Origin of the sequence: Denitrobaculum tricleocarpae, assembly GCF_007004665.1 — a bacterium.
In the GTDB taxonomy this organism is placed as follows: Bacteria; Pseudomonadota; Alphaproteobacteria; order Kiloniellales; family Kiloniellaceae; genus Denitrobaculum; species Denitrobaculum tricleocarpae.
In genome coordinates, this window is sequence record NZ_ML660055.1 from 39,901 (window position 1) to 54,957 (window position 15,057).

The 15,057-nt window shown below is 58.8% G+C and carries 14 protein-coding genes; 8 read left to right on the top strand and 6 right to left on the bottom strand.

What is annotated here, in order from left to right:
- Window positions 1–49: 49 nt before the first annotated feature.
- The 8 genes from FKG95_RS12550 to FKG95_RS12585 all read left to right on the top strand — a co-directional run bounded on the left by FKG95_RS12550 (window position 50) and on the right by FKG95_RS12585 (window position 8,949).
- A complete protein-coding gene (locus FKG95_RS12550) occupies window positions 50–754 on the top strand; it encodes a nicotinate-nucleotide adenylyltransferase (protein WP_246116755.1) in 705 nt (234 codons plus the stop codon).
- An 82-nt stretch (window positions 755–836) separates the two neighbouring features.
- Window positions 837–1,178 carry a ribosome silencing factor gene (gene rsfS / locus FKG95_RS12555; RefSeq protein WP_218940197.1) on the top strand — a complete coding sequence of 114 codons (342 nt, stop codon included), beginning with the start codon at window positions 837–839 and terminating at the stop codon, window positions 1,176–1,178.
- 212 nt (window positions 1,179–1,390) lie between these two features.
- Entirely contained in the window at window positions 1,391–1,849 is a 459-nt protein-coding gene (gene rlmH, locus FKG95_RS12560; protein WP_142896734.1) for a 23S rRNA (pseudouridine(1915)-N(3))-methyltransferase RlmH, read from the top strand.
- A 122-nt stretch (window positions 1,850–1,971) separates the two neighbouring features.
- Window positions 1,972–3,546 (top strand): 2,3-bisphosphoglycerate-independent phosphoglycerate mutase, encoded by a 1,575-nt coding sequence (gene gpmI, locus FKG95_RS12565; protein ID WP_142896735.1) that lies wholly within the window; start codon window positions 1,972–1,974, stop codon window positions 3,544–3,546.
- Window positions 3,547–3,587: 41 nt separating this feature from the next.
- Entirely contained in the window at window positions 3,588–5,012 is a 1,425-nt protein-coding gene (locus tag FKG95_RS12570; RefSeq protein WP_179954079.1) for a murein hydrolase activator EnvC family protein, read from the top strand.
- A complete protein-coding gene (locus tag FKG95_RS12575; RefSeq protein WP_142896738.1) occupies window positions 5,012–6,319 on the top strand; it encodes a S41 family peptidase in 1,308 nt (435 codons plus the stop codon). The genes FKG95_RS12570 and FKG95_RS12575 overlap by 1 nt, the downstream gene beginning before the upstream one ends.
- Before the next feature lie 645 nt (window positions 6,320–6,964).
- Entirely contained in the window at window positions 6,965–8,236 is a 1,272-nt protein-coding gene (locus tag FKG95_RS12580) for a divergent polysaccharide deacetylase family protein (RefSeq protein WP_142896739.1), read from the top strand.
- Between the two features lie 206 nt (window positions 8,237–8,442).
- Window positions 8,443–8,949, top strand: coding sequence for an RNA pyrophosphohydrolase (locus tag FKG95_RS12585; RefSeq protein WP_142896740.1), 507 nt, complete (start codon window positions 8,443–8,445; stop codon window positions 8,947–8,949).
- A gap of 35 nt (window positions 8,950–8,984) precedes the next feature.
- Here FKG95_RS12585 and FKG95_RS12590 read toward each other — a convergent pair whose 3' ends face one another.
- From FKG95_RS12590 to FKG95_RS12615, 6 genes are all read right to left on the bottom strand, one after another.
- Window positions 8,985–9,803, bottom strand: coding sequence for a ferritin-like domain-containing protein (locus FKG95_RS12590; protein WP_142896741.1), 819 nt, complete (start codon window positions 9,801–9,803; stop codon window positions 8,985–8,987).
- 229 nt (window positions 9,804–10,032) lie between these two features.
- Complete coding sequence (locus tag FKG95_RS12595) at window positions 10,033–10,437, bottom strand: F0F1 ATP synthase subunit epsilon (protein ID WP_142896742.1); 405 nt, start codon at window positions 10,435–10,437, stop codon at window positions 10,033–10,035.
- 42 nt (window positions 10,438–10,479) lie between these two features.
- The gene (atpD, locus tag FKG95_RS12600; protein ID WP_142896743.1) at window positions 10,480–11,904 is read right to left on the bottom strand and encodes a F0F1 ATP synthase subunit beta; all 1,425 of its coding nucleotides are present in this window, start codon (window positions 11,902–11,904) and stop codon (window positions 10,480–10,482) included.
- A 55-nt stretch (window positions 11,905–11,959) separates the two neighbouring features.
- Window positions 11,960–12,856, bottom strand: a complete 897-nt coding sequence (locus FKG95_RS12605; RefSeq protein ID WP_142896745.1) for a F0F1 ATP synthase subunit gamma — start codon at window positions 12,854–12,856, stop codon at window positions 11,960–11,962.
- Between the two features lie 48 nt (window positions 12,857–12,904).
- On the bottom strand, window positions 12,905–14,434 hold the full coding sequence (gene atpA / locus FKG95_RS12610) for a F0F1 ATP synthase subunit alpha (RefSeq protein ID WP_142897121.1): 1,530 nt from the start codon (window positions 14,432–14,434) through the stop codon (window positions 12,905–12,907).
- On the bottom strand, window positions 14,434–14,994 hold the full coding sequence (locus FKG95_RS12615) for a F0F1 ATP synthase subunit delta (RefSeq protein ID WP_142896746.1): 561 nt from the start codon (window positions 14,992–14,994) through the stop codon (window positions 14,434–14,436). The genes atpA and FKG95_RS12615 overlap by 1 nt, the downstream gene beginning before the upstream one ends.
- Between the last annotated feature and the right edge of the window lie 63 nt (window positions 14,995–15,057).

A 15,057-nucleotide genomic window follows, 5' to 3' on the forward strand; every position in this document is an offset into this window, starting at 1 on the left:
AAAAGTGTATCGTAGAAATTCATACTAAAAGTTGTGAATAGAGCAAAAAATGCCCGTGATTTTTAAGCACCCGGTGCGACGCCCCGGTCTGGCGCGCATCGGTCGTATGCTTGACGGTCACCTACCGGCAGCAGGGCAGCGCATCGGGTTGCTCGGCGGCTCCTTCAATCCAGCCCACGACGGTCATTTGGCCATCAGCGAGGAGGCCCTGCGCCGTCTTGATCTCGATGAGATCTGGTGGCTGGTATCACCGCAAAATCCGCTGAAATCCGCCGATGAAATGGCGCCCCAGGCGATGCGGGCAGAGCGCGCCGCGGTCCAGGTCGGAACCCCTAAGATCCGCGTGACCATGCTGGAACGGGAGTTCGGTACCGCCTACACGGCAGAAACCTTGCAGCTGCTCGTGGCGCGTTTTCCGCGCGTTCGTTTCGTATGGTTAATGGGGGCGGATAACCTGATTCAGATCGACCGTTGGCAGGATTGGCACAAAATCTTTAACACCATGGCCATTGCGATTTTTGATCGCCCAACCTATTCTCTAAGGGCACTGGCTTCCAAGGCGGCCAGGCATTTTGCCCGGTTCCGCAAGCGTGAGAGCGAACTAAAGCGTTTTGCGGACTCCGCGCCACCCGCTTGGGTATTCCTCCATAACAGGCTGAATGCCCAGTCATCCACAGCGATGCGGGCGGCTGAGGAACGGGCACCCACGCGCGTCCGGAGTGCAGACTGCATCCCGGATGCAGACAAGGACTGAGAAACGGAGAGATAAGACCATACTAAGCGAAAACAAGGCCTCCAAGGCCGGCAAGCAGGACGCACTGGCGTCCAGCAAGCATCTGCTCCAAGTGGTCCAGTCTTCCCTCGAAGACGACAAAGCGGAAGATCTTGTCGTTATCGAGCTCGCCGACAAATCCAGCATCGCCGACTACATGGTTATTGCCAGTGGCCGTTCACAACGACAAGTGGGCGCCATGGCGGATCATTTGAGCCGCGCGTTGAAGTCGGCTGGAGTGACTGGCGCCAAGGTTGAAGGTGCCGAACGTTGTGACTGGGTGTTGATCGACGGCGGTGACGTCATCGTTCATCTCTTCCGTCCGGAAGTGCGTGCGTTCTACAATCTTGAAAAGATGTGGGGCGTTGATCTGCCGGAAAACGTCGCGAACGCCGGCACGGCCTGACAAGCCGACTGTGCTTTTGGGAGCGGGACTGACTGCCTCTGCGTGAATGTACCGTGGACGCAGTGACGATTCTGAGAGCGCGAGCGCAGGAAGCAAGACCTTTCGCCCGTCAAAGCGGGCGAAAGAAGGCGCTTTGTAAACTTCAGCAAGTGCGACACATCGCTCTGCCCGGCAACCGGCAGCGAGTATTTAAACTGCAGCACGAGTAGAACATGCGCATAACCCTGGCTGCGGTCGGTAGAGGTAAGCCCGGACCTGTACGCGATGTCTATCAGCACTACATCAAGCGCCTGAACTGGCATTTTGACCTGCGCGAGGTCGAGGAACGCAAGGCCCTGCCGCCGGCGCAACTGAAACGCCGGGAGGCCGAGATGCTGCTGGATGCGATACCCAAGGGTGCAGCACTGGTGGCTTTAGACGAACGCGGCAAAAACCTCTCAAGCGCCGAGTTCGCGCAAATGATCGGGCAGTGGCGAGACAATTCCGTGCAGGACATCGCGTTTGTCATCGGGGGCGCGGATGGACTTGAGGAGCGCGTGCGGAGCGCAGCAACGCGCAGCATTTCCTTCGGGCGGATGACCTGGCCACATATGATGGTCAGAGCTCTGCTGGCGGAACAGCTTTACCGGGCGCAGTCAATCCTGGCTGGGCATCCTTATCACCGGGAATAGACTTCCCGAAGCAAGGTTTGTTAACCGTATTGCAAAGACCTGTGTTCATACTCGCCGGACCACACAGTTTACTCGTGCAAAAACACTGTAGATCCAACTGAAATGAGCCTATAACTCCCTCTATGAGTAGCCAGAAACCGCCTCGCCCCGTCGTCCTCTGCATCCTCGATGGCTGGGGCCACCGAGAGATCTGCGAAAACAATGCGATCTGCATCGGCAAAACGCCGGTTCTCGACCGCCTGACGAAATCCTGTCCCCATGCCCTGATCGACGCGTCGGAACTGGAAGTCGGCCTGCCCGAAGGTCAGATGGGCAATTCGGAAGTGGGTCACATGAACATCGGCGCCGGTCGGGTGGTGATGCAGGACCTGCCCAGGATCGACAGTGCTATCGCGGATGGTTCCTTTGCGCGCTCACCGCGCCTGATCGAGTTCGCCGGGGCCGTGAAAGCCAAAGGCGGCAAAGCCCACATCATGGGACTGCTCTCCCCCGGCGGGGTCCATTCACACCAGAAACATATCGTGCAGTTGGTTGAAACGCTGCATGGTTTGGGCGTCCAAAGCGTCATCCATGCCTTTCTGGACGGTCGGGACACACCACCGCGCTCAGCGCTCGGGTTTCTTGAGACCTTCCTGGCGGATGCTCCGCACGCGGAAATAGGAACCGTGTCGGGCCGCTACTACGCCATGGATCGGGATCAGCGCTGGAATCGCGTCACCAAAGCCTATCACGCCATTGTCGATGGCGGGAACGATCACGACAGCGAGCGCGCGGATAGCGCCCTTGCCGCCGTTGAACAGGGCTACGCCCGGGACGAGAACGATGAATTCGTCCTGCCGACCGTTGTCGGCGGCTATGCCGGCATGGCGGATGGCGATGGGCTGCTGATGGCTAATTTCCGCGCTGATCGCGCACGAGAGATTCTCACCGCGCTCCTGGATCCGGAATTTGACGGGTTTGAGCGGAAGCGAAGCGTCGCGTTCTCGGCTGCCGCCGGCATGGTGGAATACGCCAGTCAGCTCAACGCCTTCATGTCGACCGTCTTTCCCTCCGAGGAATTGACCGCCACCCTGGGCGAAGTTGTCTCCAATGCCGGGCAGAAACAGCTCCGGATTGCTGAAACGGAAAAGTACGCCCACGTCACCTTCTTCTTTAACGGCGGACGCGAAGAAGTGTTCGAGGGGGAAGAGCGTATCCTGGTTCCCTCGCCGGACGTCGCGACTTACGACCTGAAGCCAGAAATGTCGGCGCCCGAAGTGACCGATAAGCTATGCGCAGCGATTGAGTCCGGCGAATTCGGCCTGATTGTCGTCAATTACGCCAACGGCGATATGGTTGGGCATACAGGCGATTTGGCCGCGGCGGTCAAAGCTGTTGAGACCGTGGATGCCTCTGTGGCCAGGCTTGAAGAAACAATCACCCGCGCCGGTGGTGCGATGCTGGTCACCGCAGACCACGGCAACGCGGAACTCATGGTCGATCCCGAGACCGGTCAGCCGCACACGGCCCACACCATGAACAAGGTACCGCTGATACTGGTGAATGGTCCTGCTGGGGTCAAAAACCTCAAGAACGGCCGTCTGGCAGACCTGGCACCAAGCGTCCTTTCACTCATGCAGCTGCCGCTTCCCGCGGAAATGACCGGCCGCTCGCTGATCGGTATGGCCACGGCGACGTCCGACGCGGCGGCCGAATGATGGCGGTCTCGTTCGCACTCGGGCGGACGAAAACGATCTCAATGATCGTGGCCACGACGGCTGCTATTCTGATATCGGACCATCCTGCAGCGGCCCAGTCCGCTGATCAGACGAAACCCAACCTGAACGAAATTCAGCGCGACCTCGAGCGCAGCAAAGCCGACACAGAAGATCTGGCACGCAAATCCGAAGAAGTCCGAATTGAGCTGCGCCTCTTGAAAGGCCGCATGATCAATGTCGCGCGTAAAACCCTGGATCTTGAGTCCGAACTTTCAGCGATCGAAGAGACCCTTGTCAGCCTGGTTGAAGAGGAAAGCGCCAAATCGGCGGCACTGCAGCGCCAGCGGCAAAAGTTGGGCCGCACGCTGGGCGCGCTGCAGCGTATTGCCCTACTGCCGCCTGAGGCTCTGGTCGCCGCACCGGGATCTCCTGTAGATGCGGTGCGCTCTGCAACCTTGCTGAGGGTTGCGGTTCCGGCTTTGGAGCAGGAAGCAGACCGGTTGAAACAAGATCTGGACGAACTGGAGCATCTGCGCGTCAGGATCGAGCGCGAGCGCGTTGACGTCAGCGCCGCCAGCGACCTCCTCAGCAATGAACGCAAGACGCTGACTGCGTTGATCGATCAGAAACGCCGCCTTCAGTCTCAAACCACAGAACAACAGGCCGCTTCAGAGCGTAAGATGGCCCGTCTGGCCCGTGAAGCCGGGAACTTGCGCGATTTGCTGCGCAAAATCGAGCGCGAAGCGGCGGAGCAGGAGCGTCTGGCGCGCGAGGCCGAACAGCGTGACAAGGAACGCCGGCTGGCGCTGCAAAGGGAACAAAAGCGACAGCTGGAACTTGAACAGGCCAAAAGAGAGGCCGAAGCTCGGGAACAGCAGCGTCTGGCTGAAACCGCGCAGCGTCAGGGCGAGCTCGAGAGCCGGCTGCTGACCAAGCCGCCGGTCACCGCACAGGCGCCAGAGCCCCCTCCCGCGGATCAGCGACAGGTTGCGTCAGCGGGGACGCGGCCAGCGATAAACGGCAGTCTTTCGAAGCCGGCCAACATCCGTGCCTTCCCCTCGGTCGCGCGTAACGAACTTTTGATGCCGGCGCACGGCCGGCTTTTGAGACGCTATGGGCAGCAGGGCAAAAACGGCAGTCCAGCGTCAAAAGGCATAACCATAGCAACACGCGAGGGGGCTCAGGTAATTGCCCCCTTTGACGGAAAAGTGGTCTATGCTGGGGAGTTCCGCGGCTATGGCCTCATCTTGATCATAGAGCACGGCAAACGATATCATACATTACTGGCTGGCGTTGAACGCGTAGACGCGGTTGTCGGCCAGTGGATACTAGCGGGAGAGCCGATCGGCGTAATGACCGACGACGGGGTTCGAAAACCAGAACTTTATTTGGAACTCCGGAGAAACGGACAAGCGATCAATCCGCTGCCTTGGTTGGCGGCAACTGGCGATAAGGTACGAGGTTAATGCACAAATTGCAGAAGGCGGCCATCCTGGCCGCAGTGGTACTTATGTTCCCGCTCGGCGGCTCCGTTGCGCAGGATAATGAACAGCACTCCGAAACATACCGGCAGCTCAAGCTCTTCGGCGACGTCTTCGAGAGAGTCAGAACCGATTATGTTGAGGAAGCGACGGATGAGGAGCTGATCGAGTCTGCGATCCAGGGTATGCTCTCGCATCTCGACCCTCATTCCAGCTACCTGAATGAAAAGTCCTTCAAGGACATGCGGGTTCAGACACGCGGCGAGTTCGGTGGTCTCGGGATCGAAGTCACCATGGAGAACGGTTACGTCAAGGTCGTCTCTCCGATTGACGATACGCCAGCCTTCCGCGCCGGAGTCGAAGCCGGTGACTACATTACCCACCTGGACGGCGAGGCCGTTCAGGGTCTGACGCTTGCCGAGGCCGTCGAGCGCATGCGCGGACTGGTCGATACGGACCTGAAAGTTACGATCCGACGCGAGGGCGTTGATCCCTTTGACCTGGTCATCACCCGTGACGTCATCAAGGTCCGGTCGGTCCGCAGCCGTCTGGAAGGGAATGTGGGCTATGTGCGCGTGACTTCCTTCAACGAGCAGTCGACGCCAGGCGTTGAAAACGCCATTGCGGACATCAAGAAAGAACTCGGCAACAAGCTGGTGGGACTGGTGCTTGATTTGCGCAACAATCCCGGCGGCCTCTTGACCGAAGCCATCTCGATTTCCGATGCCTTTCTCGACCAGGGTGAAATTGTCTCGACCCGAGGCCGTGAGTCCGAGGACACCCAGCGCTACAACGCACGTTCAGGCGATCTGGTGGATGGTCTTCCGATTGTCGTACTGATCAATGGTGGCTCCGCCTCGGCTTCGGAAATTGTCGCTGGCGCCCTTCAGGATCATCGCCGGGCGATCATCCTGGGCACAAAGTCCTTCGGCAAGGGTTCGGTCCAGACGATCATTCCGCTTGCAGGACATGGTGCCATGCGCCTGACCACGGCACGTTATTTCACGCCTTCGGGGGGATCAATCCAGGCTACTGGTATCGTCCCGGATATTGAAGTTGAACAGGCTCGCGTCGAAGAAGTCAGCGGCGATCCCCAGCGAAGCGAAGCCGATCTGCGCGGCGCTTTGGCAAATCCGGGTACAGACGGCGGCGGCGAGGACAACCGGCCCGCCAACAGCACCGTGCCCGAGGGAGAGGCAGAGGAAGACGCCGAGCCGATAGACTATCAGCTGTCTCGCGCAATCGATCTGTTGCGCGGCCTTTCGCTCTTCAGCGAGCGCGTCACGAATTGAGAGCTACGGTTTCCACAGAGAACCCGTAAACATCTGCGCGCTTCATCGGAGGCTGTAGCAAACGCGCTGCAGCCTCCGAAGCTCATTCCAGGCGATAGAGGCCCAGAGTCCTCTGGGATTTTGCGGTCCTTCACAAGCAATCTGTTTGCGAACAGAGCAAGATCCCGCAAAAAAGGCGTGCCTGCCCGGACCATGAGCAACACGAAGTTTCTGCAAAAGCTTGATGTCCTGCACCTTGCATCAATTTAACTTATTGAATTCACTATCGATTCAGAGTGTTCGCATCATAACGGCAAGGCATTGACACCAGGATCCGTCAAATTCTCTCAGACGCGCAGAATTAAGTAACTGTTTTGCTTTATGCTTTGCGTTTTTTAACCATCAACGACGCCCCTACCTCTGCGAAGTCCCGCAACGAGGTGTTTCGGAGGCGGGCAAAAAGTAACCGGGAAAGGGTCCAGAACTCTGTCACGCAGTAGGTTGGCTCTGATCTTTGCATGGTTCTGCCTGATCGGCGTTGTCGCCGGTGGGATTGGTTACGTATACCTCTCTGAACCGCCCGCGCAGGTGGCCGAGGATCCTGCGGCCCCGTCGAAGGAGCCAGAGACCGGGCAAGAGCCAGAGACCGGAAAAACTGAGTCTGAGATGGCCGGGTCTGAGATGGCAGAGAGCGGCACGGCTGCTGGCGAAATGGCTGAGAACGAGGCAAGCAAAGCCGAAGAGCCTCAGAATTCACCTGACAGGCCGGAAACCGCACCCGACGCACAAGCCGCATCAAAGACTGAAGATCAGGCCTCATCCGGCCAGTCTGATCCCGAACCGGTTACAGCCGAGGACGGGGCGAAAACGCCCGCCGCAGCTGAGACTCAGGTAACTGCCGACAGTGCCGAAGAAAACAAAAGCGCTGAGGCGGCAGAGACCAAGAACGGCGCAGCAGACATCGCTGTACGCCCTGACGACCAAACGGCAACGGCCAAGGTCGCCGATCCCACGAAACAGCAGAACCCTTCCGGCTCTTCCAAGCCCGTTCAGCAAGCCGCCCTGCCCAAGGTCGCGGCTCCCGACTACAACAGTTTGCCTCTATGGCAGCGCAACCGGCAGAACATCGACCAACGCTGGTTAAAAGATGCGGATGGCAATCCCAAACCGCGTATCGCTTTCGTCCTCTCCGAGCTCGGTCATGCCAGCATTGCGGCTGAGGAGATCATCAAGAAGCTCCCGCCTGCCATCACACTTTCCTTCAGTCCCTATGCCAAGCCGCGCTCGCTGGAATACCTCAGTGCTCTGGCCCGCGCCAACGGCCACGAGGTCATGCTCGACCTTCCGCTGGAGCCGATAGACTTTCCGCAGCGGGATCCCGGTCCAAATGCACTGCTGACCGCACTAGAGCCCGAGGAGAACCTCGCACGGCTCGCCTGGTCTCTCGAACGCACCACCGGATATGTCGGTGTGGCCGTCTGGATGGGGTCGCGCTTCGTCGGATCGCCACGTCAGATGCGTCCTCTGTTCAAGGCGATCGAGGAGCGGGGCATTATCCTGCTGGATAACGCCGAACGGGAAAACAGCCTGTCTATGGAGTTGGCGGGCGAATTCAGCGTACCCACCCTGATCAGCCACCGTTACGTAGACGTTCCTCTTGCCAGCCGGGATGCGATCGATGCCCGCCTGGCTCAGGTTGAACGCATTGCCCTGCAGTTCGGCAGCGCGATTGCCATGGGCCGGCCCTTCCCGGTCACTGTAGAACGCCTGGCCGAGTGGAGTACCGAAATCGAGAAACGAGGCATCGTCCTCGTTCCGATTTCGGTTTTGGCCGAAGAAGCTGTCAGCAAGCAGGAGCTCGCCCAGAGAGCACCCGTGAACGCAGACAAAACGAAAGCAAAGAACAGCTCATCGGGTTCCGAGGTCCCCAGCAACTGACCGGAAAGCATGCATTGGCATGCAGTTCTTTCTTGACGAAAGTCGCCAAGACCGTAAACCCTTAGATCAGATCAAGTTTGGATGGAATCGCCGAAGGCGACACATCGTGCTTGTGAATCCGTTCCAGCACGCTCTCACGTGACCCACCTGATTGACATATCGCACCTCTGTCGGCAAGTCATGAGCCTCTGAAAACCAAGAACCAGATGTCCAGGAAAAAAATCCAAAAATCGCTCAGCGACGCCGATATCGACGCGCTTCCCTATCGGCCCTGTGTCGGTCTGATGGTCCTCAACGCGCAAGGTCATGTTTTTGTCGCGCAGCGCAATGATATGAGCAATCCGGCCTGGCAGATGCCGCAGGGAGGCGTCGACAAGGGCGAGGCGCCACGCGACGCGGCACTCCGGGAACTGGAAGAAGAGATCGGCACCGGCGATGCGGAAATACTGGCAGAGAGTGCGGCTTGGCACAGTTACGACCTGCCGCGCGAGCTGATCGGCAAGCTCTGGAGAGGCCGATATCGGGGACAAAGCCAAAAATGGTTCGCCCTGCGTCTGCGCGGCGGCGATGAAACCATCAATATCGAGACCGAGCATCCTGAGTTCTCAGCCTGGAGATGGGTCGATATCGGTCAGGTCGTTGATCTGGCCGTCCCCTTTAAGCGAGACCTCTATCGCAAGATTATCGAGGAGTTCCGGCATCTGGCCGGATAGGACGCGCGAACCCAGCGCTACTCGGCGAAACTCGCTCAAGCAGCCTGCTTAAGCCCCTTCGCCTTACGTTTTACGGCCCAGTAGCCGGCACGTGCCGCCCACCCCGCCAAGCGACCACGAGGGTTTAAGCCGGCGGCTTTGAAGGTCATAGCCACCCCCAGGTCGAGATGCTTTGGCCGGTAATACCCGGCGGCACGCTGGATGTAGGCTTGAGACCAACGCTTGCGATCGTAATCCTGCCCGTCACCATTCGCGGCGAAATAGGCATACGCAAGCTCATCGTCCTCGGTCTCGGTAATACGGCTGAGGGCAATCAGCGCCCGCCGGATCTTACCGATCTTTTCAGATGCCAGATAGCGGTTCAGGTGCGTATAGAAAAGCTTGTAGTGACGCAGTTCGTCGGCGGCGATCAGCTTGCAGATCTTGACGAGAACCGGCTCGTCCGTCGCATCCGCGAGGGCTGAATAGTAGGACGAGGTCCCGACTTCGACGATACAGCGGGCAACCAGTTCGCCCGATCGCGTGCCGCGTACGGAGGTCGAGGCGTCCAGAGGCAGGCTGTAGCCGTCTTTGAATTTCTGGAAACTGCCTTCAAAATCAAAGTTAGGATCGGCCAGTTCAGCCCAACGCGCCAAGGCGGCACCATGCTGGATTTCCTCCTCGGCCCAGACCTTAACGACCTCCTGAAACTGGGCGTCATCGGGAAAGACGTTGCAGAGATAGGTCGCATAGTCAGCACCGTTGTACTCGACCATGCTGGCAGCCTTGATGATCTTCAGGATTTCGGGATCGACTTTCGCCGGGTCGAAAGCGGACCAGTCAATATCATCCAGGGTCCAATGCTCGTAAGCCATCTTTACTACCCACTCTTATGACTGAACGCGCCGAATTCAGTCTGCCGCAAATTCAAGTGCCGAATCCTGCTTGTAGCATTGATTCCATTAACGAATCGGCCAGCAGTTTCGATGTCACCGGAACGTAACATAAGAAAAATGGGGGCGAAACGCCCCCATTCAACATAACACTCGAAAATCCCAGGCCATTGATTCACGTCAATGGCTTACACCCCGACGGAAGACCGCTTCAGGCGCTCGCGCGGATCATCGCTGTGCTGACCGCGATCTGGCGCTCCGCCACTTTGCGCTCAACATCCGTTTTTGCAGCAGCAAGATCTTCCTGCGCGTCCTGGAGCGATTGACGGGCCGCGGCCGGATCGATCTCCGAAACCGGCTGTGCCTGCTCTGCCAGAACGGTGCAGCGTGTGGGCGTTACCTCGGCAACACCACCGGCAATGAAGATCCGCTCGGAGACGGTCTTGCCCTCGTAGATCGAGATCACGCCGGGCCGGACCGTAGAGATCATCGGCGCGTGGCGTGGCAGCACGCCGAAGTCACCTTCTTCGCCTGGGACCACGACCATGTCAGTGTCCTTGGAAACGAGGAGCTTTTCCGGCGAGACCAGCTCAAATTCAACCTTGTCTTCAGGCATCAGCCAGTTCCAACTTCGCTATTTCTTCTGCGGCCGCCGCCCTTAGGCTGCTTCTGCAGCCATCTTGCGGGCTTTCTCGACGGCTTCGTCGATACCACCGACCATATAGAAAGCCGCTTCCGGCAGGTGATCGTATTCACCGGCCAGAATACCCTTGAATCCACGGATGGTCTCTTCGAGCGGAACCTGCACGCCCGGGCTGCCGGTGAAGACCTCGGCAACGTCGAAGGGCTGCGACAGGAAGCGCTGCATCTTACGGGCGCGGGCAACGGTCAGCTTATCTTCTTCAGACAGCTCGTCCATGCCCAGGATCGCGATGATGTCCTGCAGGTCCTTGTAGGACTGCAGCACGCGCTGAACTTCACGGGCGATCGAGTAGTGCTCTTCTCCAACGACCGACGGCTCCAGGATACGGCTGGTGGAGTCGAGCGGGTCGACGGCCGGGTAGATACCCAGCTCCGAGATCGCGCGCGACAACACGGTCGTCGCATCCAAGTGGGCGAAAGAGGTGGCAGGTGCCGGATCGGTCAAGTCATCGGCAGGCACGTAAATGGCCTGCACCGAGGTGATCGAACCCTTGGTGGTCGTGGTAATCCGCTCCTGCATGCCGCCCATGTCGGTGGCCAGGGTCGGCTGATAGCCCACAGCCGAGGGAATACGGCCCAGCAGCGCCGAAATCTCGGAACCGGCCTGGGTGAAGCGGAAGATGTTATCCACGAAGAACAGCACGTCCTGGCCTTCTTCGTCGCGGAAGTACTCGGCCTGGGTCAGGCCGGAGAGTGCAACGCGGGCGCGGGCTCCGGGAGGCTCGTTCATCTGACCGTAGACCAGCGCAGCTTTAGAGCCCTCGCCGTCAGTCTTGATAACGCCGCCTTCGATCATCTCGTGATAGAGATCGTTGCCTTCACGGGTCCGCTCACCGACACCGGCGAAGACCGAGTAACCACCGTGGGTCTTCGCGATGTTGTTGATCAGCTCCATGATCAGAACCGTCTTACCAACGCCCGCGCCGCCGAAGAGACCGATCTTACCGCCCTTGGCGTAAGGCGCCAGCAGGTCGACGACCTTAATACCGGTGACCAGAATTTCGGCTTCCGTCGACTGATCGACATAGTCAGGGGCAGGCTTATGGATCTGCGAGGTCATGGTGGTATCCAGCGGGCCGCGCTCGTCAATTGGCTCACCGATGACGTTCATGATGCGGCCCAGCGTGCCGGGTCCGACAGGCACCGAAATGGGGGCGCCGGTGTCGGTCACCTCCTGACCGCGGACCAGACCTTCGGTCGCGTCCATCGCGATGGTCCGGACCGTGTTTTCGCCCAGATGCTGCGCAACTTCGAGAACCAGACGCTTGTCGTCGTTCGTGGTCTCCAGCGAGTTCAGGATCGGCGGCAGATCGCCGTCGAACTGAACGTCAACGACCGGTCCCATCACCTGGGTCACCTTGCCGACAATGTTTTGTGCCATGGATATCGCTCCTCAATGCCTCTCGCACCACCAGGATAACGGTTGGTTAGACCCGTTACATTGCTTCCTTGGCGGAAATAATCTCAATAAGTTCGTTGGTGATGACCGCCTGACGGGTCCGGTTGTAGATCCGGTTCAGGTTACCGATCATCTCGCCGGCGTTCCGTGTGGCGTTATCCATAGCGGACATCCGCGCACCCTGCTCACTGGCGTTGTTTTCCAAAAGTGCCTTGAAGATCTGCACCGCCAGATTGCGCGGCAGGAGATCAGCAAGAATTTTCTCTTCTTCAGGCTCGTAATCGTAAACCAGCTTGTCGTTGTTCGTGTCCGCTTTCGCCTCGCCCTCGTCTTTTGCTGAGGCGACAAAGGGAATCAGCTGCTGGGTCGTCACGATCTGGCTGATCACCGATTTGAACTCGGCATAGACAATCGTACAGACGTCGATTTCACCGGCTTCGAACATCGCGATCACACGTTCCGAAATCTCATGTGCGCTGTCGAATTTCAATGCCGGCTTGGCGATATCTTCGATGGTATCGATGATCAGGTCCGAAAACTCGCGGCGCAGCTGATCACGCCCCTTACGGCCGACGCAAAGGACCTTAACGGTCTTTCCCGCTGCCTTCAGCGCGTTGATCTGATTGCGGCTTTCGCGTGCAATCGAGCTGTTGAAGCCGCCGCAAAGTCCGCGGTCAGCCGTGCCGACGATGATCAGATGCACATCGTCCTTGCCGCTGCCGGCCAGCAGAGCCGGTGCACCAGCCTTGCCGGCAACCGAAGCCGCCAGAGAGCCCAGCATCCGGTCCATGCGCTCCGCATAGGGGCGCGAGGCTTCCGCCTGCTCCTGCGCCCGGCGCAGTTTTGCCGCGGCCACCATCTTCATGGCCGAAGTGATCTTCTGCGTCGACTTAACGCTCGAGATCCGGTTTCTTAGGTCCTTAAGACTCGCCATATCGCCGTTACGCTTCCTGGTTCGCGGGTCCGCTGATTACGAATGCCGTCAGACGTAAGTCTTGGTGAAGCTGTCCATGAAGGCTTTCAGCTTCTCTTCAGTCTCACCCGACAACGCTTTCTCGGTCCGGATAGTCTCCAGAAGATCGGCGCCTTTGCCGCGGATCTCGGAGAGCAGCTTCTGCTCAAAGTCACCGATCTGCTTGACTTCGATGCCATCGAGGTAACCGCGTACACCTGCGAAGATCACGACCACCTGCTCTTCAACCGTCAGCGGCTTGTACTGCGGCTGCTTCAAAAGTTCGGTCAGACGCGCACCACGGGCCAGCAGGCGCTGGGTCGAGGCATCGAGGTCGGACGCGAACTGAGAGAAGGCCTCCATCTCACGATACTGAGCCAGCTCAAGCTTAATCGAGCCGGCAACCTGCTTCATGGCCTTGATCTGCGCCGAGGAGCCCACGCGGGACACCGACAGACCGACGTTCACAGCCGGACGGATACCTTTGTTGAAAAGGTTGGTCTCAAGGAAGATCTGACCGTCGGTGATCGAAATCACGTTGGTGGGAATGTAGGCCGAGACGTCACCTGCCTGGGTTTCAATAACCGGGAGCGCAGTCAGGGAACCATTGCCAGCATCGTCGCCCATCTTGGCGGCACGTTCGAGAAGGCGTGAGTGAAGATAGAAGACGTCACCCGGGAAAGCTTCACGTCCCGGCGGACGGCGAAGCAACAGGGACATCTGACGATAGGCAACAGCCTGCTTGGAAAGATCGTCATAGGTGATCACGGCGTGCATGCCGTTATCCCGGAAGTACTCGCCCATGGCGCAACCGGCGTAAGGCGCCAGGAACTGCAGCGGGGCAGGCTCCGAAGCGGTCGCGGCCACAACGATGGAGTACTCCAGAGCACCGGCGTCTTCGAGGGTCTTCACGAACTTCGCGACGCTCGAGCGCTTCTGACCGACGGCAACATAGATACAGAAGAGCTTTTTCGTATCGTCGTCGCCCTGGTTGCTCGACTTCTGATTGATGATGGTGTCCAGGGCGATCGCGGTTTTACCGGTCTGACGGTCACCGATGATCAGCTCACGCTGGCCACGTCCAATCGGGATCAGGCTGTCGACGGACTTCAGACCGGTCTGCATCGGCTCGTGCACGGATTTCCGTGGGATGATGCCGGGAGCCTTCACTTCAACACGGCTGCGGACGACGTCCTGAAGAGGACCCTTGCCGTCGATGGGATTGCCCAGCGCGTCCACGACGCGGCCCAGCAGACCTTTACCAACCGGCACGTCAACGATGGCGCCGGTCCGCTTGACCGTGTCGCCTTCTTTAATGCCGCGGTCGTCGCCGAACAGCACGATACCGACGTTGTCGACTTCGAGGTTCAGCACCATTCCCTTAATACCGCCCGGGAACTCGACCAGCTCACCGGCCTGCACATTGTCGAGCCCGTAAGCACGGGCAACACCGTCACCCACAGAGAGTACCTGGCCGACTTCGGCGACATCCGCCTCGGTTCCAAAGTTCTCAATCTGGTCTTTCAGGATGGAGGAGATTTCAGCGGCGCGGATGTCCATCATCCAACCCCTTTCATGGCGAGTTGTAATCTTTGTAATTTGCTGCGCAGCGAGCTGTCGATCATACGGCTGCCAACCTTGACGATCATGCCGCCGATCAGGCTCGGATCAACGGTGACGTCGACCTGCACCTTACTGCCCATGGACTTTTTCAAGGCCTCGGTCAGAGCTTGCTGTTGTGTATCGGACAGATCTTGTGCGCTGGTCACCTTGGCGGTCACTTCGCCCCGGCGCCGCGAAAGTTCGGCCAGGTAAACGTCGATCATGTCGGAGAGCACGAACAGGCGCCGGTTCTCCGTAACGACCAGAACGAAACGGCGCGTCAGCTCATTCACCGACGCTTTTTTGAGAATAGCGGAAATCGCCTTGCTCTGCTGCTCGCGCGAGTAGAGCGGACTGTCAACCAGCCGGCGCAAGTCTTCGCTTTCAACCAGAATCTGCTTCAAACCACGCAGATCCCCGGCAACGGTGTCGAGCTCGTTTTTGTCGTCGGCAAGTTCAAGCAACGCTAATGCGTAACGCCCTGCCAAGCCACTCAAGCTCGTGTCTTCGCCAGCCAAGCCAGATGCCCCCAAAGAAAAGCGGAAAAACTGACCCTGCCCGTTGGGTCATTCCTGACGTAC

What these genes read in the sequence shown, in the direction of transcription:
- FKG95_RS12550 (WP_246116755.1), top strand. Translation starts at nt 50, where the DNA reads ATGCCCGTGATTTTTAAGCACCCGGTGCGACGCCCCGGTCTGGCGCGC.
- rlmH (WP_142896734.1), top strand. Translation starts at nt 1,391, where the DNA reads ATGCGCATAACCCTGGCTGCGGTCGGTAGAGGTAAGCCCGGACCTGTA.
- gpmI (WP_142896735.1), top strand. Translation starts at nt 1,972, where the DNA reads ATGAGTAGCCAGAAACCGCCTCGCCCCGTCGTCCTCTGCATCCTCGAT.
- FKG95_RS12570 (WP_179954079.1), top strand. Translation starts at nt 3,588, where the DNA reads ATGATCGTGGCCACGACGGCTGCTATTCTGATATCGGACCATCCTGCA.
- FKG95_RS12575 (WP_142896738.1), top strand. Translation starts at nt 5,012, where the DNA reads ATGCACAAATTGCAGAAGGCGGCCATCCTGGCCGCAGTGGTACTTATG.
- FKG95_RS12580 (WP_142896739.1), top strand. Translation starts at nt 6,965, where the DNA reads ATGGCCGGGTCTGAGATGGCAGAGAGCGGCACGGCTGCTGGCGAAATG.
- FKG95_RS12585 (WP_142896740.1), top strand. Translation starts at nt 8,443, where the DNA reads ATGTCCAGGAAAAAAATCCAAAAATCGCTCAGCGACGCCGATATCGAC.
- FKG95_RS12590 (WP_142896741.1), bottom strand. Translation starts at nt 9,803, where the DNA reads ATGGCTTACGAGCATTGGACCCTGGATGATATTGACTGGTCCGCTTTC.
- FKG95_RS12595 (WP_142896742.1), bottom strand. Translation starts at nt 10,437, where the DNA reads ATGCCTGAAGACAAGGTTGAATTTGAGCTGGTCTCGCCGGAAAAGCTC.
- atpD (WP_142896743.1), bottom strand. Translation starts at nt 11,904, where the DNA reads ATGGCACAAAACATTGTCGGCAAGGTGACCCAGGTGATGGGACCGGTC.
- FKG95_RS12605 (WP_142896745.1), bottom strand. Translation starts at nt 12,856, where the DNA reads ATGGCGAGTCTTAAGGACCTAAGAAACCGGATCTCGAGCGTTAAGTCG.
- atpA (WP_142897121.1), bottom strand. Translation starts at nt 14,434, where the DNA reads ATGGACATCCGCGCCGCTGAAATCTCCTCCATCCTGAAAGACCAGATT.